The 21,908-nt window shown below is 57.8% G+C and carries 19 protein-coding genes and 1 pseudogene; 9 read left to right on the forward strand and 11 right to left on the reverse strand.

Translation table 11 applies throughout. The features are described 5' to 3' along the window. Nucleotides 1–55: 55 nt before the first annotated feature. The 6 genes and pseudogenes from Q0S71_RS11325 to Q0S71_RS11345 form a co-directional block, all read right to left on the reverse strand. Nucleotides 56–892 carry a hypothetical protein gene (locus Q0S71_RS11325; protein ID WP_295995126.1) on the reverse strand — a complete coding sequence of 279 codons (837 nt, stop codon included), beginning with the start codon at nucleotides 890–892 and terminating at the stop codon, nucleotides 56–58. Between the two features lie 13 nt (nucleotides 893–905). Further along, nucleotides 906–2,243 carry a hypothetical protein gene (locus Q0S71_RS11330; protein WP_295995129.1) on the reverse strand — a complete coding sequence of 446 codons (1,338 nt, stop codon included), beginning with the start codon at nucleotides 2,241–2,243 and terminating at the stop codon, nucleotides 906–908. A 56-nt stretch (nucleotides 2,244–2,299) separates the two neighbouring features. After that, entirely contained in the window at nucleotides 2,300–2,596 is a 297-nt protein-coding gene (locus tag Q0S71_RS11335; protein WP_295995131.1) for a hypothetical protein, read from the reverse strand. 602 nt (nucleotides 2,597–3,198) lie between these two features. Then, entirely contained in the window at nucleotides 3,199–4,824 is a 1,626-nt protein-coding gene (locus Q0S71_RS11340; RefSeq protein WP_295995134.1) for a hypothetical protein, read from the reverse strand. 392 nt (nucleotides 4,825–5,216) lie between these two features. Then, nucleotides 5,217–6,587, reverse strand: a pseudogene (locus Q0S71_RS27390) (TnsD family Tn7-like transposition protein); the annotation flags it as partial. After that, entirely contained in the window at nucleotides 6,584–7,981 is a 1,398-nt protein-coding gene (locus Q0S71_RS11345; RefSeq protein ID WP_295995137.1) for a hypothetical protein, read from the reverse strand. The pseudogene Q0S71_RS27390 and the gene Q0S71_RS11345, both read right to left, overlap by 4 nt. 749 nt (nucleotides 7,982–8,730) lie before the next feature. Between Q0S71_RS11345 and Q0S71_RS11350 the strand changes: the two genes are divergently transcribed. Next, on the forward strand, nucleotides 8,731–8,967 hold the full coding sequence (locus tag Q0S71_RS11350; protein WP_295995140.1) for a DUF6471 domain-containing protein: 237 nt from the start codon (nucleotides 8,731–8,733) through the stop codon (nucleotides 8,965–8,967). 302 nt (nucleotides 8,968–9,269) lie between these two features. On the opposite strand, the gene glmS is transcribed toward Q0S71_RS11350, so the two are convergent. Continuing rightward, the gene (gene glmS, locus Q0S71_RS11355) at nucleotides 9,270–11,099 is read right to left on the reverse strand and encodes a glutamine--fructose-6-phosphate transaminase (isomerizing) (protein WP_295995145.1); all 1,830 of its coding nucleotides are present in this window, start codon (nucleotides 11,097–11,099) and stop codon (nucleotides 9,270–9,272) included. Nucleotides 11,100–11,268: 169 nt separating this feature from the next. Here glmS and Q0S71_RS11360 point away from each other — a divergent pair, with 169 nt between their 5' ends. After that, nucleotides 11,269–11,742, forward strand: a complete 474-nt coding sequence (locus Q0S71_RS11360; RefSeq protein WP_295995148.1) for an Lrp/AsnC family transcriptional regulator — start codon at nucleotides 11,269–11,271, stop codon at nucleotides 11,740–11,742. Between the two features lie 467 nt (nucleotides 11,743–12,209). On the opposite strand, the gene glmU is transcribed toward Q0S71_RS11360, so the two are convergent. Further along, nucleotides 12,210–13,574: a bifunctional UDP-N-acetylglucosamine diphosphorylase/glucosamine-1-phosphate N-acetyltransferase GlmU gene (gene glmU / locus Q0S71_RS11365; RefSeq protein WP_295995155.1), complete on the reverse strand. Its 1,365-nt coding sequence runs from the start codon at nucleotides 13,572–13,574 to the stop codon at nucleotides 12,210–12,212. A 44-nt stretch (nucleotides 13,575–13,618) separates the two neighbouring features. Between glmU and Q0S71_RS11370 the strand changes: the two genes are divergently transcribed. The 5 genes from Q0S71_RS11370 (at nucleotide 13,619) to Q0S71_RS11390 (ending at nucleotide 16,869) form a co-directional block, all read left to right on the forward strand. Beyond that, nucleotides 13,619–14,491 (forward strand): DUF6279 family lipoprotein, encoded by an 873-nt coding sequence (locus tag Q0S71_RS11370; RefSeq protein WP_295995158.1) that lies wholly within the window; start codon nucleotides 13,619–13,621, stop codon nucleotides 14,489–14,491. A 73-nt stretch (nucleotides 14,492–14,564) separates the two neighbouring features. Continuing rightward, nucleotides 14,565–15,230: a 16S rRNA (guanine(966)-N(2))-methyltransferase RsmD gene (rsmD, locus tag Q0S71_RS11375; protein WP_295995161.1), complete on the forward strand. Its 666-nt coding sequence runs from the start codon at nucleotides 14,565–14,567 to the stop codon at nucleotides 15,228–15,230. 95 nt (nucleotides 15,231–15,325) lie between these two features. Continuing rightward, the gene (gene coaD, locus Q0S71_RS11380; protein ID WP_295995164.1) at nucleotides 15,326–15,829 is read left to right on the forward strand and encodes a pantetheine-phosphate adenylyltransferase; all 504 of its coding nucleotides are present in this window, start codon (nucleotides 15,326–15,328) and stop codon (nucleotides 15,827–15,829) included. A 12-nt stretch (nucleotides 15,830–15,841) separates the two neighbouring features. Next, the gene (locus tag Q0S71_RS11385; RefSeq protein ID WP_295995168.1) at nucleotides 15,842–16,096 is read left to right on the forward strand and encodes a YfhL family 4Fe-4S dicluster ferredoxin; all 255 of its coding nucleotides are present in this window, start codon (nucleotides 15,842–15,844) and stop codon (nucleotides 16,094–16,096) included. A gap of 176 nt (nucleotides 16,097–16,272) precedes the next feature. Further along, a complete protein-coding gene (locus tag Q0S71_RS11390) occupies nucleotides 16,273–16,869 on the forward strand; it encodes a chalcone isomerase family protein (RefSeq protein ID WP_295995171.1) in 597 nt (198 codons plus the stop codon). A gap of 65 nt (nucleotides 16,870–16,934) precedes the next feature. Here the strand turns inward: Q0S71_RS11390 and Q0S71_RS11395 are convergent, their stop codons facing one another. Continuing rightward, entirely contained in the window at nucleotides 16,935–17,228 is a 294-nt protein-coding gene (locus Q0S71_RS11395) for a hypothetical protein (protein WP_295995174.1), read from the reverse strand. A gap of 170 nt (nucleotides 17,229–17,398) precedes the next feature. Between Q0S71_RS11395 and Q0S71_RS11400 the strand changes: the two genes are divergently transcribed. Then, complete coding sequence (locus Q0S71_RS11400; RefSeq protein ID WP_295995176.1) at nucleotides 17,399–18,367, forward strand: LysR family transcriptional regulator; 969 nt, start codon at nucleotides 17,399–17,401, stop codon at nucleotides 18,365–18,367. Nucleotides 18,368–18,373: 6 nt separating this feature from the next. On the opposite strand, the gene Q0S71_RS11405 is transcribed toward Q0S71_RS11400, so the two are convergent. Continuing rightward, nucleotides 18,374–19,984 (reverse strand): methyl-accepting chemotaxis protein, encoded by a 1,611-nt coding sequence (locus Q0S71_RS11405; protein WP_295995180.1) that lies wholly within the window; start codon nucleotides 19,982–19,984, stop codon nucleotides 18,374–18,376. A 112-nt stretch (nucleotides 19,985–20,096) separates the two neighbouring features. Then, nucleotides 20,097–20,552, reverse strand: coding sequence for an Lrp/AsnC ligand binding domain-containing protein (locus Q0S71_RS11410; protein ID WP_295995183.1), 456 nt, complete (start codon nucleotides 20,550–20,552; stop codon nucleotides 20,097–20,099). Nucleotides 20,553–20,763: 211 nt separating this feature from the next. On the opposite strand from Q0S71_RS11410, the gene Q0S71_RS11415 reads away from it, so the two are divergent. Then, nucleotides 20,764–21,908, forward strand: a 1,145-nt coding sequence (locus Q0S71_RS11415) for a proline dehydrogenase family protein (protein ID WP_295995185.1), incomplete at its 3' end; no start/stop codon positions are given.

Here is a 21,908-nt window from a genome sequence, read left to right on the forward strand (position 1 = left end):
GCCCGCTTCACGGTGCGACACACGCAATTGCATTCGCATCAGCGTCTGGCCAAAATCACCAGTCCATGTCATTCGACAAATCGGCTGGATTAGGTTTCCTATAGCCAACCAAAGAATCCGTCTCGACGGTCGCACTATCATGCGCCGGCCGGCCGACGGGATACAGTTCCTGCAGCAGGGCGTTGTTACGAAACGCGTCCTCCTGCATCTCAGCATGCGCCGCTGCCCTGTTCGCACTCTTCACCCCCTTCGCAGGCTTTTTCCGCGGAAGCCCATCAACTGCTTGAATAGCTTTTTCCTTCGCAGCAGAAAACGTTCCAGACATCGCCTTGGCTGCCCGCTGTACGCGCTCCGCAGAGTTCTTGAGCATATTGACAAAACGCAAAAGCCAACGGCTACGGTCCTCATAGTTCGGCTTAAACCGGTCCATATTGCGGAGCGTTACCCATGTCCCATCATCCCTTTCCCACAGGAGAATGGCATCAGTCTCAGCAAATTTATAGATTACGACGGTCGGCGCAGATACCCGCTTTGTTGGACCTCCGTTGTAGTGCTCGTAATACGACGTCAATTCGTCGGCTTGATATTTCTGTTTGTCGACTGTTACGACGCCACCCGTGGCTTTGACCTCATCCCAGTCAAGCAGATTCTTGTACAGCGCAGCCGCCGGCCACTCATAGCTGGCGTCGCCACGTCGCCGCCCCCTGTGGTACATGAAAATCTCTTTAGGGTTCGGAGGGACTTCCGCTTTGACCATCTTAGCGTCGAGCAAATGACCGGCCATCATAAAGTTGTTATGGTCGCTGATAGCGTGAAGCAGCAAGGCCATGAATTCATCAAACTCCAGCTTCGCCGCAGCCTCTGCGTTCTTGTGTGTATCCTGGTCGCGCACCGCCCCAGTGCGCCTATACCCCCCCACCGACGCCTACAATCGAATTCTCGAGGAGGCCAATGATATTTTCAACCACTCCCTTCCCTTTCCCCTCCCTAGGTCGGGTTATCAAACCATCTACACGGATTCTTTCGGTGAGGGCCCTTGATACCGAAACGGAGATACCGGGACCTCGGTCGAAGAAGGCCTGGTCACAAACACCGTAAACAAAGCCGGTAAGGTGTCCAACGTCGTAGCGGGCAAGCCAAGACTCTTTCGAAAGAAACGCATTGAACAGGCAATGCTTGTACGCGTATCCGTTCTCCCGTCCTAGCCAAACAAACCAACCAACAATTGCGCGACTCTTCCGCTCCACAGCAAACAGGGCGCTGGGCTTCCCCGCATGGGTCTCCCCGTAGAGAATCTCACAGTTGAACTCGGTTCCGTCGAAATCATAAATCTCAATTATCCCCCGCGCCAAGTCCTCGGCATGTCCGCGCTTACCCGCGAAATCGTTGCCCCATTCAAGATGACCCAATTTCTTCCGCTTTAGTTCCAATTCTTTGATGATGGCGCTTCCGTGCCGAAGAAATAGGGCGCGCTCCGGCAGCTTTTTGGGAGAAATCGGCCACGAGACAATCTTCCCGTCCTTATCTCTATTGCGTATTCGTAGTCGAAGAAGCAGAATTTCGTAACATTCCGTTACACTTTTATTCCCAAGAACATATTCTTCCTCGAGCACCTGTGTCCAAATTCGCAGATAACGTCGGGACATATTCCTTCCGGCATACTCCGTCTCTGGGTCCAAGACTTTGTTATCATTCGGTCGTCCCATCTTTACTTTAGTCGAATCGAGCCTTTTTACGCCCTTCGCACCCTTGAATTTACTGAGGTTCATTAATGCGTTGGGATGCCTGCCAAAATAGAAATGGCGCGTTAGCAAGGTTCGAATCCAAGGCTCAGTTACGCCCGCATCCTTCGCCGCCTGCTTGATGAGGCGTGCACGTACCGTCCCATCGGTGACAAGCGCATCTCCTCCCTCGTCAACTATCCAGGCAATGTTGTTCCATTTCAAAGCCAGTTTGAAGGATTCATTCTCGTTCAGGTGAGCTTTCAGCATCCATGGCGGGATAATTTTTTCTTCAATCTCCTTAATCGCGGACCCGAAAAGCGCGATATTTTTACGCAGCGGCCACTGAGCAATCGGGCGCGAGTTTCTCGGTGGCTTCCCAAGGTGGGTCTCCATGACATACATATATTGCTCATCCGACAACAGGTGTCTCCAGTAAGTCTTTTTGCCGCCAGGCGACACCCGCTCGAGCAGCGCTGACCGAGGAAACCCTAAGACTGGTGTGACAAACTCTTTATCCATTGCATTCTCCCGCATGAAATCTTAGAAAGACCGTTATCTGTGTCGCGTGCGCGAAGTTACGGCAGTAAAACGAGTGGCAAATCTATATTCAATGGAAATCGGTGGTCCAGCCATAGGTAACCGAGGAATACCGCAACTCCGACGAGCCGATACGAGCCATCGCGGTCGTGCCCGAACCGCCGTCCAATCATCGTCAAGACACGCTCGAGCGAGCCTTTGGCATTGCTTTGCATGACTGCATGCGCAAATTCGTACGCAGCATCCATATGCGCGGCAATGTCGGTCCATAGGAACCATTGCTTGAGCAGCAGGTAGTTGTCAAACTCGCGGTCGGGGACGGTGAACTCGTCCATTACTTCATGAGTGCCCCCCCATGTCCAAATCCTCGAGACCTCGCGTCGATGCCGCCTAATCGTTTTAGGCGCCTCAATCTCTGCCCTTCGTTTTCCGGAAATTCCGTGGTAGTGGTAGTGCGGCAAACCTGGTATCCTAAGTGTCACCATGAAGTCGATTGTCATTACCTTATTTTTGGGGAACCTCTTGTCCGCTTCGTAGTAGCGCGCGTACTCCTCTTGGCTCCAAGAAGGGTACTGCGTCCTGAACTCGACTACAAACGGGCACATGTCTAAGTAGGCGTGTATCCGAGCCTCCAACATCGAATGGCAGGCGTTCATGCGGCCAGTTTTGATGCTGAACCAATTCCCAGAAATCCCCGTCCGCCCGTCTCGCGCCTTTTTCCAACAATCAAAATCGCGGCCCATCGCGACTCCTCTTGGGTCGGCAGCTGGCAATTGAATTGGCCATTGCAGAATCGGCCGGCCCATGAGCTCACGCAGCCGCAGTCGCGGGTGCGCGTCGTCGTCCGTTGTCTGAGACAAAATGATGTCTCGGATTTTCGCTTGTGACTGGTATGGGCTGGGTCTTTCCCTAATAAAAGGTAAGGAGGACCCGTCCGTTATGTAGAAGCATTTGCGCGAAGCCATTTTCGTATCCTTTCCTTAAAGCGTTTGTGTGATTGGTGTGAACGGGTATATGCGTCCAGGTCCCGATGAAAAGGTGCTTCTTCTGAGAGCAAGAACGCGTAGTCCAATAGAATTTCAGCCTCTCGGATTCTCCAAGACTCAATGGTCTCGACGCATAATTTCAACGCTTGCCTTGCTTCTGGGTATTGGTGCAGAGCGGCTTTACTTCTGCCTGCAAGTGGCCATCCTTGCATTAAACGCCGATGGGTGATTCTTGCTGGCAAGCGAGCGGCACGGAGGTGCGTACTACGTGCATGCACATGGTCAGCTATCGCCCCTCCGGTCCGGGAACGCTTCTTCTTATTTGCCTGGATTCGTTCCGAAGTGAACGGACGCCGCGGCAATGCAGCATCAAACCACTCCTTGTCAAATTCCCGCAAAAAATAATATAACTCCCGTTCGCCGGTCTCCCGTAAGTTCATGCGTTTAAGGTTGGGGAAACCGTCCTTCAAACCTAATAATCTCGCTCTGAAAATATCGCGGAGCTCCAAAACTTCCTGCTTATTTTTCGAGTGAAAATAGTGAAAACGATTTGGACGACCAGCCCGACTCTTTACTTTTAGGCCATTCTCAAAATAATGAGGGGTACTCGACTCGACATCAATCTCCTTGCTCGCTATCAATAATTCGTCTAGTCCATTGAATAGGGTAAGTATTAATATTATGTTATGGACCGGATTCCTAGACAGACGCTTTCCCTGAAGGCTAAAGTGAAATAACGAGCGAGTACTGGATACGAATTTATAGGAATTGATTACTTCGGCACCGATACGATGTACCAAAAGCGAACGGATTTTCGCTAGTCCGCCAGGTTTCCCGAAACCGAGCTGTTTCGCGCGTCGCGCAATAGCTGACAGAATGTTTTTGCTCCCGACCGCGGCTAACTCGCCATTTATTAATATTTTTCTAACTGTTTTTGAAATCGCAACCTCAACTTTACGGCCCTGTTCCGACCTCAAAACTCGCCTAGGAGTTAGTTCGGCCCCACATTCGCAAAGTGTCTTCGGTATCCACACAGCCAGCGATTGTCGAAAGCCGGTCACGCATTCACCGCAATAGTTGTATAAAGTTTCAAGATGGACGGGACAAAGCGCAAGCCCGGGAGTGAAATGCGAGGTCCTCCAATACGGTAACCCCTTCTGTCTATCCTCGTCGATACACGCAAGACAAACCGGCAAAGAGCTCGATGGGCCGCAGGAATTAAAGCCGCAGATTGCGGCGATGCCCGGCGTTGGGCCGGCGAGATAGTGTGCACGTACTTGTGCGACCGAGTCATTCGCCAAAAAAGGGCGGATAAGCGGGAAAAGCGTATTGTTCTGCAGCAGAGATTCCGCTATGGGCATTGTTGCACCATAAGTTTTCGATAAACGTTCGAGTCCCGACGGAAATAGCCATGCGAGCTTATGCGCCGGCTTGTTTAGAAGTCTCAGTGTCATTTCGACTCCCTGATGGGTGGCGAAGACTGAGATTCGGGAGACATATCCGGTGACATTTTCGCCGACGTGTATTGCTGGTTTGAATAAAAAAAGTGCTGCGGACTCTGATGCTGCTGATGACATTGTTGAATCTTATCGTTGACAATATTGATGACAGATTGGCTTCCGGCCAGCCGAACGATAGAACTCGTGCGCAGCCTGGCGCTCTTCGCCCAGCGCCATGGCTTCATCCCACTAGTGAAGGCCGGCCGAAGCGCCACCCAAAGGAGACGGCGCAGTACGAATGTTGGTTGAGTTTCGGGTACAAATCCCTCTGCGAGCTCACGGTCCATGGTCCGAAGGCGCGAGAGCGCGTATTCCGACAGTCCGGTTATGGCCTGGAGACGATAGGCGCTACGCCGCTCGGGAAGGAAGGTCGCAGTCTCGCATCCGTGCCAGCCTCTCCCGACCGCCTCCGCGGCCAGTTCCAGCAACGATTGCGGAAGTTGTACAAGGTCCTTTTTCGCGTGGACTCTCCTGCCCTGAGGAGTGTGAAGTACCAGCCATTCGCGGTCGTGTCTGTAAAGGTAGGACCAGTCCGCCAGATGGCGGTGTCGCAACTCTGTCGCAGTGCAAAGCGGATGCTGCGCGAGGGCGCACTGCCACACCTGACGTGCCGCAAGTAGCCGGGTCTTCGATTTTGTTTCCTGATTGGCCGCTTTACCACCAGGTGTGCTAGCCGTGACACGGTAGACCGTTGACAACGAAACACCGCACTTCGTCGCAATTTCGGCGGTCGATATACCCAGCAATACCTGCTCGGCAATCTCACGCCGTTTAGCCCCGAAAATCCGCTTGGGCCGGGTGCTGACCGGTATCCCATGTTCATGACAGAGGCATATCAGCGAATTCTTGGGAACACCCAAAAGGTACGAGGCCTGCGTGACCGACGGAGAGCATCGGAGCACGCGCAATCGACTCTCTAAGCTTGGAACGGATTTGTGCCGTGAGGGATGCTGGACGTTGCGCCGAGAACGTTCGACAGGGCGCGCTCCGTCCGCCAGCCATTTGAACAAGACGCACCAGACAGGGTGAATATTTCGGTCGGTTCGAAAGACCGAACGTAGGGCACTCTCGGCATATCGGGGCTCGGAGCAGAGCAAGCGTAGCCGCTCGTCACCGAATGCATCATTGAAGGTTTTGTGGAACGAATCAAGGAATGCGCTCACCGCGCATCGCCGACTCTCTGAAATCCACCCCCTCTCAGATAGATGGTCAACCAATCTGGTGCGACGGTAGTTGGACGTAAGCCACGGAAATTCTATTGAATCGGCCATTCGGACAGCGAACTCTTTGGTAGCCTCATCAGACCCTTTTCCGCTCTTTCTGCACATCTGGTCATACCCGGTATTGCGCCGGTGAAGGGGCTCCAACACGGTGCCGTGCCAAGGGCAAACCGCTACAAAAGCTGCCGAGTGCTGCCTATAGGTAAAACTGAAGCCATATCGCGCTCGGTTTACCTCATCACAATCAGCGCAATGAAGAGATTCTTGTTCACCATGGCCAAAAAATAGTGGGAGGCGTGCCGGGCGCAGGGGGCCTCGTGAATCGCTCAGCAGCCTCGTCCGAAACTCATCCGTTCGACCTTGGACAACGCCACATGCAAAATGATTGAAGAGAGTATGGTCTTCAAGCAGTTGTAATTCGTTGCCGTAAATACCAAATGCTTGACTAATTCTATGTATTGAGCACGGCAAAGCATCGAGCAGAGGACGTGACCGTTTGAGCAACTGAAGGCATTCGGCCCGCAACGTGCCACCGAAGTTACACACGGCGCTCCTCTCCAATAAGCTGTTTATCGTCTCGTCCTTGGGAAAGGCAGGCTTAATAATCAAGTGTTCAGTCATGGCCGTTTTTGTTTGACTGGGGAATCGGCGCGCGCTCTGGGCTTCGTTTCCAACAATTCGCGAGAGGTCCCGGAGAACGCGGCAAACGGAAGGTAATCGGCGTGGTACAAATCCGCCGGAGTTGGGTTTGGCATCGGCTCAGACTTCTTCTGGTTCTGAATCCTCTTCAGCAACATTAAGGGCTCGTCGAACATCCGAAGCCAGAGGCCAAGCAAATATGCGACCTCAGATGCAGGTGCATTAGCGAAGAAACGTGGTTCATAGACAGCGTGATGGAGTATCGCGTCGAACCCCTGCGCAAACACTCTCATGTTGCCCAAAGATGCTCCCCACATCATTGTTGGGAGGTACTCAGGCATATGAATGTCAGCGGCATGAAAGCCGAGCCCCCAAAACCACGTACACATAGCGTCCCAATTGGCACCTGGGGGCTCCAAGTCCCAATACTCTTGACCTAACGAGCCAAAGTTTGCATGTTTGCTTCCACCTCGAGCGATGAGTTGCAACGCAGGATAGGTGCAACAGACAATCGTTGGGATGCCAGTTCTCGCTTTAAACGTGGCGATAAAATCGAGGATTTCTTTCGGGTCCCCATACAGTGATTGCTTGCACATACCGTCGACTGCGAGCAGTCCCAAGTTCAAAAAAACGCAAGTGGCAATCGCAGCGCTCGGTCCGAATGGGCCAAGTAAATTTGCAAAGGCATTTTCACTTGTTTGCGAACAACCCAATTCTCCGATAAGTGCGTTTCGCAGGTTAGCAAGAAGCCCAAATAGCGTGCCGCAATCCGGCCAACGGAGTATCAGCATCGGTACAAAAATAAACTCAGCAGGAGCGTCTCCAATGCCTATAATTTTTGTGTGACGCTCGCCCACAAGTGCTCGCAGACGTTGCAGAAATACTGTTTTTCCGGAACCAGACGGGCCCGCCAACAAAAAGCCGGCGCCGGTCAAGCTCTCTAAAAATTCTGGCATCGGCTTAATTTTTCCGCCACGCATTACATCGGCTTGGTCGTAATAAAAGCGCAAATAGCGTGGGTCTTGAGGATTGCGCAATTCCAGTGAAACATGCATTTGCATAACGACACGCTGCGCAAATCGAGCAGCGTCAATCGTTGGGCGATAGGCCCGTGGCAGAGACGCCAGTGCTAGAAGCTTCTGTTCCATCGACAGACCATCGTTGTTGTCGACCCTCGGCACACCCCGATGGTGCAGGAGTTTTTTTACCTTCAATTCCGGTAGCTGAGATTGAAGCAACCTCAACAGCGGGTTTTCAATCGCGCCTGTTAAAACCGGTGGAAATCGCTCGATGCAGCCAGCGTTAGCGGACTGTGCAGCGATATCGGCGCTAATGGCCCGGGTTTTATCAACTGGGTCAAATTCGACATTGTTCATGCTCTTTCCTTAATTGCGCGTGGCAAATCAAGAAGCAAACGGGTAGCGTCAGTCGGGCGCTTGGCCCTAAGTTGGGAAAACGCTGACGGGACCGGGTAGTGTGCATACACCGTCAGGTGGGATGAGCTCCCAGGGGGTATCCCGCCATGAGGATGGGAGGCGATGCGCGCGGGCATCAAACGATTAGGCGAAGCAGAGTTCATGTATCAGCGTATGTTGTATGGACAAGTTCGTCCATTCCGCGTCCGTACTTCTACGGGCGGCAGTTGACGGCCGGCGTCAGCCGTGCAACACTACGCATCTACTAGGCGGGGTGTCGTAAGGCTCACCGGGAAAAAGGCGGGGCGGCAACCCTGCCTTTTTTCGTTTACGTTTGGCTATATTAAAAGTTCGTTTTTCTTACATCGATTTAGGATTCCTTAAGCAGTGTGTTTTACTGTAGCAAAGACTATAGAAAGTCGAAAAAACCTTTAGGATTCAAAGGCTTAGAGAAAGTCACCAATTCTATTCGAGCCTTCCGTTTGTCTGCAAGCAATTTCCAAATCAAATCGTAAAATAGTCGTCGTGCCGTTCGAAAAGTCTTGCGAACGCTCCACTATTCAGTGCCGGCGTGGGAACATTCTTCCGCCACGCCACGGTAAAATCACGTAACATTTCATCTCCTCCAACCGTCATTATTTATCATATACGATAACGATGATAACTCAAGGGAGGCAAGGCACTTTTCTAACTTACTGAGCAGACGACTGATGGATTGGCACATCGAGGCACGGCGCATCCTGCGCGCTGAATTGGTGCGAAAAGGAATTTCCGTTGGGGAGCTCGCTCAGAGACTTGCATCGGGCGGTATCGATGAATCCCCCAAATCTTTGGCAGTGAAAATTTCGAGGGGGAAGTTTCAGCTCGCGTTTTTTCTGCAGTGCCTGGCCGCTATGGGCAACGACACAGTGACCATCAAGCTTCCACCGAAGAGCACGATGGAATAAGCGCACGGATACAGTTAGAACGAACGTAGGCGTAGGGACTTTCGAAAGACGAAGACCTCGAAAAACCGCACCGCAATATCTTCTTTGCAACTATAGTTGCCTATTTTGCGTAGATTATTGGTCGTAAAGTGGAGGTGTTTTTGCGCGTAAGACACTATAAATGAGTCAGCCCGTAAAAGCGCTTCGCATCAGCAGTGCCGTGGGTTATGGCGTACTAATACCCCCTCCGCGAAGCGCTTGCGGGAGAGGCCGCGAAGCGCTTTTGTTCGCATACTGCACTTGTCAAAGTCTCGATTGCGGACCTACTCGACCGTGACCGATTTCGCCAGATTGCGCGGCTTGTCCACATCGGTGCCGCGTGCCAGCGCCGAGTGGTAGGCCAGCAATTGCAGCGACACCACGTGCAAGATCGGCGACAGCAGGCCGTAGTGTTCCGGCAGCCGGATCACGTGCACGCCTTCGCCCGAGGTGATGCGCGAATCGACGTCGGCGAACACGTATAGCTGGCCGCCGCGCGCGCGCACTTCCTGCATATTCGATTTCAACTTTTCGATCAGCGCGTCGTTGGGCGCGATGGTGACGACCGGCATTTCCTCGGTGACCAGCGCCAGCGGACCGTGCTTGAGCTCGCCCGCCGGATAGGCTTCGGCGTGGATGTAGGAAATCTCCTTGAGCTTCAGCGCGCCTTCCAGCGCGATCGGGTAGTGCATGCCACGGCCGAGGAAGAGGGCGTTTTCCTTGCGCGCGAAATCGTCGGCCCAGGCCATGATTTGCGGCTCCAGCGCCAGCACCGCGGAGATGGCGACCGGCAAGTGGCGCATCGCCTTGAGCTGGGCCGCTTCTTCCTCGTCGCTGAGGCGGCCGTTGATTTGCGCCAGCGTCAAGGTCAGCAGGAACAGCGCGGCCAGCTGCGTGGTGAAGGCCTTGGTCGAGGCGACGCCGACTTCGACGCCGGCGCGCGTGATGTAGGCCAGCTTGCATTCGCGCACCATGGCGCTGGTGGCGACGTTGCAAATGGTCAGCGTGTGTTCCATGCCGAGGCCGCGCGCGTGCTTGAGCGCGGCCAGCGTGTCGGCCGTTTCGCCGCTTTGCGTTATGGTCACGACCAGCGTGTTCGGGTGCGGCACGCTGTCGCGGTAGCGGTATTCGCTGGCGATCTCGACGTTGACGGCGATTTTGGCCACCGATTCGATCCAGTATTTGGCCGTCAGGCCGGCGTAGTAGCTGGTGCCGCAGGCCAGGATCAGCACACGGTCGATCTGCTTGAAGACGGCGTAGGCGCCGTCGCCGAACAGCTCGGGCATGATGCCGGTGACGCCTTCGAGCGTGTCGCCGATGACGCGCGGTTGTTCGAAGATTTCCTTTTGCATGTAGTGGCGATACGGGCCCAGCTCGGCGGCGCCGGTGTGGGCGTGCACGGTTTTGACTTCGCGCTGCGCGGCTTTGCCGTGGACGTCGACGATCCAGGTGCGGCCCAGTTGCAGGTCGACCACGTCGCCTTCTTCCAGGTAAATGATCTGGTCGGTGGTCCCGGCCAGGGCCATGGCGTCGGAGGCGACGAAATTCTCGCCCTGGCCGATGCCGACGATGAGCGGCGAGCCCTGGCGCGCGGCGACGACGCGGTGCGGTTCTTCCCGGCAAAACACGGCGATGGCGTAAGCGCCCTGCAGGCGCTTGACGGCCTGCTGGACGGTCTCGAACAGGTCGCCGTTGTACATGTGGTCGACCAGGTGGGCGATCACTTCGGTGTCGGTCTGGCTCTGGAACACATAGCCGAGGGCGCTCAGTTCGGCGCGCAGGTCGTCGTGGTTTTCGATGATGCCGTTGTGGACCAGGGCGATGCGGGCCAGGTCGGCGCTGGGCGAAAAGTGCGGGTGGGCATTGTGCGACAGCGGCGCGCCGTGCGTGGCCCAGCGCGTGTGGGCGATGCCGGTGAATCCTTGCATGCCGGCCTCGTCGATCTGCTGCTCCAGGTCGGCCACGCGCGAGGTGCTGCGCGAGCGCCGCAATTGTCCATCGACGTGCAGCGCCACGCCGCACGAGTCATAGCCGCGATATTCCAGCCGTTTCAGGCCTTCCAGCAGGATGGGGGTGATATTGCGTTGCGCTACCGCGCCGACGATGCCGCACATAAAGGCCTCTTGGATGAGTTAAGTGATGAACGATTAAGCAGTTCAGGCATCGTAGTGCAGAGGTGATGAAATAAGCTGTCTTATTGAGCCTATTTTTGAAATTAAATTTCACCTCATCGTAGACATGAAATATTATTTCATTTATTCATATTTTATTTCCTATTTCATCATGACCGATACCGCGATAGCCTTGGACGACATCGATCGTCGCATCCTGAACGCCCTGCAAATTGACGCGTCACAAACCAATAGTGAGCTGGCGCAAGCGGTGCACGTGTCGGCGCCGACTTGTTTGCGGCGGGTCAAACATTTGACGGCGGCGGGCGTCATCACGCGCCAGGTGGCGATTGTGGCGCCTGAGAAAGTCGGCGCGCGGCTGACGGCCATCGTCGAGATCACGCTCGACGTGCAGGCGGCCGAGCGCATGGATGAGTTCGAGCAATACATAGGCGCCGACGATGCCGTGTTGCAGTGTTATCGCGTGTCGCCGGGGCCGGATTTCGTGCTGATTATCCAGGTGGCCGATATGCCGGCTTATCATGCGCTGGCCCATCGTTTATTCGCCGCGCAGACCAATGTGCGCAATGTGAAGACGTATTTTTCCACGTTCCGCAGCAAATTCGAGACCAAAATCGCGCTGTGACGACTTATCCCATCGTTGTTCAGCCGCTTATGCACAGCGTTATGCACAAGTGGTGCGTCGGTGGCATGAGGGCGCGCAAGTTGTCCCGCGATACCCACCGGTTTTCCCAGCGCTTTCAGCCCACTTAATCACAGAGTTATCCACACAAATAAGTTATCCATGCTTATCCTGGCTATTTTCCACAGGCTTATGCACACGATATGCAAGATATCGTGCCCATGAGCCCGCTAGCCCGCCGACGCTCAATTTCCAGCTCTGAAATCTATCCCGTCGCGACTTATCCCGCACTTTTCCAGCGCTTATACCGCTGTTTCCCCTGGCTTCCCAGCCTACTTTTCCACAACATTATCCACAGTACGAATCGCCGGATTTTGCGGCGGGAAAAGTTGTCGTAAAAAAAGCCGGGAAAGTTATCCCGGCTTGCGCACAGACTTCTCAACAGCGTTATCCACAAGGGATGGCCACGCCTACTGTTTGATTTTGACCGGGCGGGTCCAGCCGTCCACCGTCACCTGGCGCGCGCGCGACAGCGTCAGCTTGCCGGCCGGCGCATCTTTCGACAGCGTGGTGCCGGCGCCGATGGTGGCGCCGCGGCCCACGGTCACCGGCGCGATCAGCTGGGTGTCGCTGCCGATGAAGGCCTCGTCCTCGATCACGGTGCGCGATTTGTTGACGCCGTCGTAATTGCAGGTGATGGTGCCGGCGCCGATGTTGACGCGCGAGCCGATGGTGGCGTCGCCGATGTAGCTCAGGTGGTTGGCCTTGCTGTGGGCGGCGATCTGGCTGTTCTTGACTTCGACGAAGTTGCCGACGTGGACGTCCTCGGCCAGCTCGGTGCCCGGCCGCAGCCGCGCATACGGTCCGATGACCGAGGCCGCGCCGACGACGGCCTGTTCGATGTGGCAGAAGGGCTTGATGACGGCCCCGGCCGCGATGCGCGCGTTGACGATCACGCTGTGCGCGCCGATGCTGACGCCGTCCGCCAGCTCGACCTTGCCTTCAAACACGCAGCCGACGTCGATGCTGACGTCGCGTCCGCAAACGAGTTCGCCGCGCACGTCGATGCGGGCTGGATCGGCCAGCGTGACGCCGCGTTCCAGCAGCGCCAGCGCGATATTGCCTTGATGGATGCGCTCGAGCTGGGCCAGCTGCACCTTGCTGTTGACGCCGGCCACTTCCCACTGCGCGTCCGGCTGGGCCGAGACGACGCGCACGCCGTCGCCGACGGCTTTGGCGACGATATCGGTCAGGTAATACTCGCCCTGGGCATTGTTGTTCGACAAACTCGCCAGCCAGCGCTTCAACTGCGCGGTGGGTGCGACCATGATGCCGCTATTGATTTCCTGAATCGCCCGTTGCGCCTCGCTGCCATCTTTTTCTTCGACGATCGCAACGATTTCGCCGTTTTCACGGATGATGCGGCCCAGGCCGAAGGGATCGTCCTGCACCACGGTCAGAATGCCGAGCTGATCGTCGCCGGCCGCGTCGACCAGGCGACGCAGTGTCGCGGCCGTCGTCAGCGGCACGTCGCCGTACAGTATCAAGGTCGGCACGTTGTCGTCGAGTTCCGGCAAAGCCTGCATGACGGCGTGGCCGGTGCCCAGCTGCGGTTCCTGCAGCGCGGTGGCGACCACTTCGCCCCGTTTGGCGAGCAGATCCAACACGGCTGCGCCGCCATGACCGTAAATCACGCATAATCGCCCCGGAGACAGGCTGCGCGCGGTATCGATAACATGCGACAGCAGCGGCTTGCCAGCCAATGGATGCAACACTTTCGGCAGCGCGGACTGCATGCGCTTGCCCATGCCAGCGGCGAGGATGACTACATTCATAAGCGATCGATTAAGGTTAAGTTCATAATATGAAAAAGTTTAACATGCAGCCAGGCGGCGCTCGTCCCTTTGCTCGTTATTTGCTGCTGGCCGCCATGTTGCTGCTGGCCGCCTGCAGTTCCCTGCGCCTGGCCTACAACCATAGCGATACTTTGCTGTACTGGTGGGTCGACGCCTACGTCGATCTTGATTCGGATCAAAAGTCATGGGTCAAGAAGGATATCGATGACTTGATCCTGTGGCATCGCAAGACGCAGCTGCGCGATTACGTGCAGATCTTGCAGACCGCGCAAAAACAGTTGCAAGGCAATCCTACCCAGGCCGAGTTACAGGCCGATTACGACGACATCAAGAAACGCTCGCAGACGCTGTTGCTGAAGGCGCTGCCGCAACTGGCCGACCTGGCGCAGTCGCTGAAGCCGGAGCAGATCGAACAGATGCAAAAGAAATTCGCGTCCAACAATGACGAATTCCGCAAAAAGAATATGAAGGGCGACCGCGAGCGGCAGCAAAAGTACCGCTATCAAAAGTCGATGGAGCAATTCGAGCTGTGGTTCGGCAATTTCAGCGATGAGCAGGAAGCCGTGATCCGCAAGGCATCCGACGCCCGGCCGCTGGACAATGGCATCTGGCTGGCGGAACGGATGCAGCGGCAAAAAGAGGTGCTCGATCTGGTGCAGAATGTGCAACGGGAAAAACTGTCCAAGGAGGCGACCATGGCCCAGATCCAGAGTCTGATCCGGACCAGCTTCCAGCGCATCGAACATTCCGACCATCAAGCTTTCACGGATGCCTACAACGACGGCACGCTGCAACTGATATTGACGGTGATTAAGATCGCGACGCCGGAACAGAAAGCCCACGCGCAACAGCGCATGCAGGGCTGGATCGACGACTTCAAAAGTCTGGCGGCCTAGCGCGGCCGACCAGCGCCAGCAAGCGTCTATGGTATAGTGAGTCCTGTTGAATCAATGACTTAGCTACTAACCCATGCCAAAGAAGCCCGCCAGCAAAGCCGCCAAACCCGCCAAAGTCCCGGTCCACGGACCGCAACACAGCAATCAGGTGCGCATCATCGCCGGCGCCTGGAAGCGCACGCCGCTGCCGGTGCTGGCGGCCTCGGGGCTGCGGCCGACGCCGGACCGCGTGCGCGAAACGGTGTTTAACTGGATTAATCACCTGCGCGACGGCAACTGGACGGGCGCCCAGGTGCTCGACCTGTTCGCCGGCAGCGGCGCGCTCGGCTTCGAGGCCGCCAGCCGCGGCGCGCAGTCGGTGACGATGGTCGACAGCCACACGCCGGTGGTGCGGCAGCTGGAAATGGTCAAGGACAAGTTGAAGGCCGAGAATGTGCAAGTCATGCGCGGCGACGCGCTGGCCGTGGCGCAGGCGGCGGCCGCGCGCGGACAGCGCTATGATGTGATTTTCCTCGATCCGCCGTATCAGCAAGAGTTTCTGGAACGCGCGCTGCCGCTGTGCAAGCCGCTGTTGAAAGAGGGCGGCCTGATTTACGCCGAGTCCGGCGCGCCGCTGACCTTCGACGAACACAGCGAGGAAGCCGTGCCGGACTGGCTGGCGCCGTGGGACGTGATCCGCGCCGACAAGGCCGGCATGGTTTATTTCCATATACTAAGATACAAACAAACCGCCGTCTGAGTCCGCCGGGGCCGGGCGGCCCGCCCCAAATGGAGGCAATGCCCGAATTTCAGGCATAATGCGCGTTCTATAATGGTGCACTGCAGGGAGCCGCAATGGTTGTAGCTGTTTATCCAGGAACATTCGATCCGCTGACCCGCGGTCATGAAGATTTGGTGCGCCGCGCATCGGGTCTGTTTGACACGCTGGTGGTCGGTGTCGCCGACAGCAAGAACAAGAAACCGTTCTTTTCGCTGGACGAGCGCCTGGCCATCGCCAACGAGGTGTTGGGCCATTATCCGAATGTGAAGGTGGAAAGCTTTTCCGGCCTGCTCAAGGACTTCGTGCGCAAGCATGACGCCCGCGTCATCGTGCGCGGCCTGCGCGCCGTGTCCGACTTCGAGTACGAGTTCCAGATGGCCGGCATGAACCGCTATCTGCTGCCCGACGTCGAAACCCTGTTCCTGACCCCGTCCGACCAATACCAGTTTATCTCCGGCACCATCGTGCGCGAGATCGCGGTGCTGGGCGGCGACGTGTCCAAGTTTGTCTTCCCCTCGGTCGACCGCTGGCTGCAAAAGAAAATCGCCGCCAATGTGCTGGCCGAATCGGCCCAATAAGCGAGTCCTGCCATGGCATTAATGATTACCGACGACTGTATCAATTGCGACGTGTGCGAGCCCGAGTGCCCGAACGACGCGATCTACATGGGCGCCGAAATTTACGAAATCAATCCCGACAAATGCACCGAATGCGTCGGCCACTTCAGCGAGCCCCAGTGCCAGCAAGTGTGCCCGGTCAGCTGCATCCCCTTCAACCCGGCCTGGCGCGAAACCGAGCCCGAGTTGCGCGCCAAATACGAGCGTCTGACGGCCGACCCGGCCTGATCGCCATGTCCGGCTACGCCCAGGGCGGGCCCGATTGTCTCCAAAATAGTATGACCGTGCTGGATTTTTTGACACGCACGCGTTTCCGCACACGCCACAATGGTATATTTCACCAGCGCCAACATCACGGGCGGGATGCGGGCAGCCCTATCTATAAACCTGGAGACGGAATAACCATGAATCGCAGAAATATCCTCACTACCCTGCTGGCCACCGCCGTGCTGGCATCTAGCTTCAACCTGCCCGCCTTCGCCGCCACCGAAGTGGCCGGCATCAAGTTCGACGACAGCGCCACCGTCGGCGGCAAGGAATTGAAGTTGAACGGCGCCGGCCTGCGCACCAAGTTCGTGTTCAAGGTCTACGCCATGGGCTTGTATTTGCAGGAAAAGCGGACCACGACGGCCGACATCCTCGCGTCGCAGGGACCGCGCCGCGTCAACCTGGTGATGATGCGCAGCCTGACGTCGGAGGAATTCGGCGACGCCTTCATGGCCGGCCTGAACGGCAATAGCGACCAGTCCGAGCGCACCCGGGTCTTGCCGCAGACCATGAAGTTCGGTGAAATGTTCGCCCAGATCCCGGGCCTGAAAAAAGGCGATGTGCTGACGGTGGACTGGTTGCCGAACGAGGGCACGCTGTGCCTGCTGAACGGCAAGAAAATCGGCGAAGCGGTGCCGGATGTGGCCTTCTATAACGCCATACTGCGGATTTGGATCGGCGACAAGCCGGTCGACAGTACGCTCAAGCCCGCGCTGCTGGGTGCGGCGAAGTAATCGTTGAGCCGGCGCGCCCTAGCAGGCGCGCTTATTGCATGCAGATGACGCAGGCGGGCTGGTGATCAGGCGTGGGCGGCCAGGGCGCGCAGTTCGGCGGCATGGCTGGGGGCGCCGTCCATGGCGTTGAGCATGCGGCTGAGCATCAACGCGTCGCGCATCTGGCGGCGGTGCAAACGCTGTTCCTTGCTCAGTTTGGGTTTCAGCAGCAAGACCAGGGCGCGCGCCAGGCCCACCAGCAGCGGACGAAACAAACGCAGCAGGGCGGCGGCCAGCGCCAGGCCGAGAGCGATCTCGACCATCGAGTACAGGGAAATGTTCAACGTTGCGGCGTGAACGGCGGAGATGAAGGTAGACATGATGTTCCGGTGCATTTAGAATCAGGCGTTACTATAGTGCAGCGCAGCATAAGCATCCAATTTCAATTCCCGATAACAATTATACGATCGGTGAATGTGATACCGCCGCTATTCCGGATTTTCGAATATCCTTGTGACATTGTTGTCAATCATTACCTACCTGAGTCGCCATGAGCTTTTTGACGCTGGACTTGAATTTGTTGCGCGTCTTCGACGCCGTGATGACGGAACAAAACCTGACCCGCGCCGCCGGCCACCTGGCGATGACGCAGCCGGCCGTGTCCAACGCCATCAAGCGGCTGCGCGAAAGCCTGGGCGACGAATTGCTGATCCGCACCGCCTACGGCGTCAAGCCGACCCCGCGCGCCGAAGCGCTGTGGCCGTCGGTGCGCAGCGCGCTGGCCAGCCTGGAAGCGGCCGTCGCGCCGGAAACCTTCGACGTGTCCAAGGCCCACGCCACCTTCCGCATGGCCATGGCCGACGCCACCGCCGCCTTCTGGCTGCCGTCGCTGATGCGCTCGATCGAACGCGAGGCGCCCGGCGTCAACGTGCGCATGGTACCGCTAACAACGCGCGAACCCAGGCCGATGCTGTTGCGCGGCGACATAGACCTCGCCGTCGGCTTCTTCCCCGGCGTCGCGGCCCAGCTGTCGTATGAAACCGGTTCGCCGATCCGCCACGAGCGGCTCTATTCCGGCCACTATGTGTGCGTGATGCGGCGCGACCACCCGCTGGCCAAGGTGCCGCTGACGCTGGAAAACTATTGCGCCGCCAACCATTTGCTGGTGAGTTTTTCCGGCCGCGCCCACGGCTTGGTCGACGAGGCGCTGGCGCAAATCCAGCGCGAACGGCGCATCTTGCTGACGGTGAATCAATTCTTCACGGCGGGGCGCGTGGTGGCGAACTCGGACTTGATTACGGTGCTGCCGCGCCATCTGATCGCCTCGACCGGCATGACCGATGCGCTCATTTCCAAGGAATTGCCGTTCGTATTGCCGGCCGTCCATCTGGACATGCTGTGGCACGAGCGCGATGCCCGCAGTCCGGCGCACAAATGGCTGCGCCTGCATCTGGAAGGCATGAACGCCGCCACCAAGCTGACCGCGCCCGGCACGGCGCCGCGCATCGATATCGATTAAAACAATTTACGCCCCGCTGGAGCGGTAGCCGATGCGGAAACCGCCCCAGTGCCGGCCGTCGACATAAATCGGCGCCGACAGATCGTGCATGACCTCGCCCGTATCGCGCTTATAGGTCTGCAACAGGAAGGCTTTCGTATTCGAGCCGCAACGCTTGCCGGTGCGGTCGCTGAAGATGCGCTTGGTGCGATTGTTGACGATGTCGACGGCATAATCGCCCGTCAGCGGCTGGGTAAACTTCTTGTTATGCGTGGGGAAATAACCATTGTTATCCACAGCGCCGGCATAAGCGAGCTGCGGCATACGCAGCAATAAACTCTCTTGCACATCGGGCAGCACGCGGTCGGTGAAGGCGTCGAAGGCCGTCGTATGCTTGGGCGGATCGGTGTTCGGGATCGCCGTGTAGCGGCGCTCGAACAGCGCCTCGCGGGAAATCTTGCCGGAAGCCACGGCGGCGGCGAAGATCCGGCCCACTTCCCGGGCGGCGTCCTGGGCCGCGATGCGGATCGCGTCGTGGGCGGTCTCGATGTTGGCGTCGCCGAGCGCGCCGGCGATCATTTCGGCCCGTTCCGCCAGCGCCATCGCCGAGCCGGCCGCGCGCGGCAATTCGGCCCCGGTCGACATCAGGCTGTCGCGGATCTGTTCGATGGCGGCGGCGATGCGCTGCGTCGTCGCGACCTGCTCGCGCGAGGCCCGCGCGATCTGGGCGATTTCATTTTCGGACACGCCGGACGAGCGCTCGATATTGCCCAGCAGCCCGTGCACGGACGCCACATTGCCGGCCGCCGCGCTGACGCCGCTGGCCAGCGAGGCCATGCCGGCCGAGGCTTTTTCCGCTTCCTCGTTGATGATGCGCACCATCTGGCTGATTTCATCGGCCGCCTCGCGGGTGCGGAAGGCCAGCTGGCGCACTTCGCCGGCGACCACGGCGAAGCCGCGCCCATGTTCGCCGGCCCGCGCCGCCTCGATGGCGGCGTTCAACGCCAGCAAATTGGTGCGCGCCGAGATTTCCGCGATGGCGACGGTAAAGCCATGGATGCGGCGCGATTTTTCTTGCAGGCTGACCATCACCGACGCCGCCGACTGTGCCGCGCTGCGCACGGCGTTAATGCGCTGCAAGCCTTCGTCGGCCTGCTCGCGCCCGCTCACGGTTTCGCTGCGCACCTGGGCCGCGACCTGGGCCGCCCTTTCGGCGTTGGCCGCGATGCGCTCGGTGGTGCTGGCGTTGGTGTCGGAGCTGGCGACGATGTCGCTGGCGGTCTGGACATCCTGTTCGATTTTCTTTTTGACGGAGTCGACAAAATAAGAGGTTTCGGCCGCGCCTATCATGATGGCGTCGATTTCCTCGCCGACCGTGTGGGCGAAATCGCGCACGCCGCCGTCTTCCCGGCCGCCCGGCCCCGCCAGGCCCAGCTGCGATATCAGCTGTGATACCAGCGCCGCCGCCAGCGCCGCGGCCGTCGCGGTCAGCCACACGCTGGCGCCAGCCTGCTGCGTCAGCCATGCCGCGCCGACGCCGACCACTGTCGCGCCCGCGATCGAGGCGATGCGCGTGGTCCGCCCCAGCGAACCGACAGGCGTGGCGCGGCGCGCCGTCCTCTGCTGCAATTGTGTCATTTGTCCCCCATCGAGCGTGGCCGGATCTGCGTCCGGTCATGATGCTGTTCAAGCTGGTTCCAACGTATAACAATTTCCCGAGCGCCGCTATCGCTTTCTGAAAAGCAATCGATTATTTGATCGGCAGGCGCGTCGTGTTCTTAACTTCTTCCATCACCGCGTAAGTGTGGGTTTCCCTCACCCCTTTTTGCAACAGCGTCTTGCCCAGGAATTCGCGGTAGGCGGCCATGTCCTTGACGCGCGCCTTGACCAGGTAATCGAAACCGCCAGCGACCATGTGACATTCCAGTACCTCCGGTATCACTTGTACGCTATGCTTGAAGGCATCGAACACTTCCGGCGTGGTGCGGTCGAGCACGACTTCGATGAAGACCAGCAGCGACACGTCGAGCAGCTGCGGATTGAGCTGGGCCGTATAACCCATGATGTAGCCGGACTCGTGCAATTTGCGCACCCGTTCCAGGCAGGCGGCGGGCGACAGGTTGACGCGCGCGGCCAGCTCGACGTTGCTGATGCGGCCGTCACTTTGCAATTCCATCAGGATTTTTTTACTGATCTTGTCCAGCATGTCTCGCCTCTCAATTTTATTTGGTTAAATTGTCTCACCAAAAACTATCTATGGCTAGTCCTCAGTAATACCAGAATTAATCCAGAAGAATACGCTTTACAATCGAATCATCAGCAGTCGACAAACTTCACATTCGCCAGCCACTGGCCGGGAATGTGATTTGTCGCGTGCTTACTCCTTTATTTTCTCCTTTTTCCTAAGAGTTCCCCCTATGTCATCAGCCGCCAAGCCGGTTTCCTCCCTCACGCCATTCGCCGCGCTGCAAGCGGAAGTCATGCGCAATCCAACGCCGTTGCGGGCCGCCGTCACCGCCGCCTACCGCCGCGACGAAGTCGCTGCCGTGCAATGGCTGCTGACCCAGATCGAGCCGGGCACGGCGGAAACGCAACAGCAATCGCAGGCGTTGGCGCACAAGCTGGTGTCGTCGGTGCGCGAACAGCGGACCCGCTCTTCCGGCGTCGATGCCCTGATGCATGAATTCTCGCTGTCGTCGGACGAGGGCGTGGCGCTGATGTGCCTGGCCGAAGCACTGTTGCGCATTCCCGACAGCGCCACCGCCGACCGCCTGATCGCCGACAAGATCAGCAAGGGCGACTGGCGCAAGCACCTTGGCGAATCGCCGTCCCTGTTCGTCAACGCCGCGACCTGGGGCCTGCTGATTACGGGCAAGCTGGTCAGCACCAGCAGCGAAACCGGCCTGTCGTCGGCGCTGGGCAAGCTCATCACCAAAGGCGGCGAACCGCTGATCCGCAAAGGCGTGGACCTGGCCATGCGCATGCTGGGCAACCAGTTCGTCACCGGCCAGACCATCGCCGAGGCGATCAAGAACGGCCAGAGCAACGAGGCACGCGGCTACCGTTATTCCTACGATATGCTGGGCGAAGCGGCGCTGACCGAGGCCGATGCCGCCAACTACTACGCGTCCTACGAAACGGCGATCCATGCCATCGGTAAAGCGTCGAACGGCCGCGGCATCAAGGACGGTCCCGGCATTTCGGTCAAGCTGTCGGCGCTGCACCCGCGCTACAGCCGCGCCCAGCACGCGCGCGTGATGAGCGAGTTGCTGCCGCGCCTGAAAAAACTGGTGCTGCTGGCCAAGCAGTACGACATCGGCCTGAACATCGACGCCGAAGAGGCGGACCGCCTGGAACTGTCGCTCGACCTGATGGAAGCGATGGCCTACGATCCCGATCTGGCCGGTTTCGACGGCATCGGCTTCGTGGTGCAGGCATATCAAAAACGCTGCCCCTACGCCATCGATTTCCTGATCGACCTGGCCAAGCGCAGCGGCCGCAAATTCATGGTGCGCCTGGTCAAGGGCGCGTATTGGGACGCGGAGATCAAACGCGGTCAGGT

It is taken from the genome of Rugamonas sp., from assembly GCF_025354735.1.
GTDB lineage: Bacteria > Pseudomonadota > Gammaproteobacteria > Burkholderiales > Burkholderiaceae_D > Rugamonas.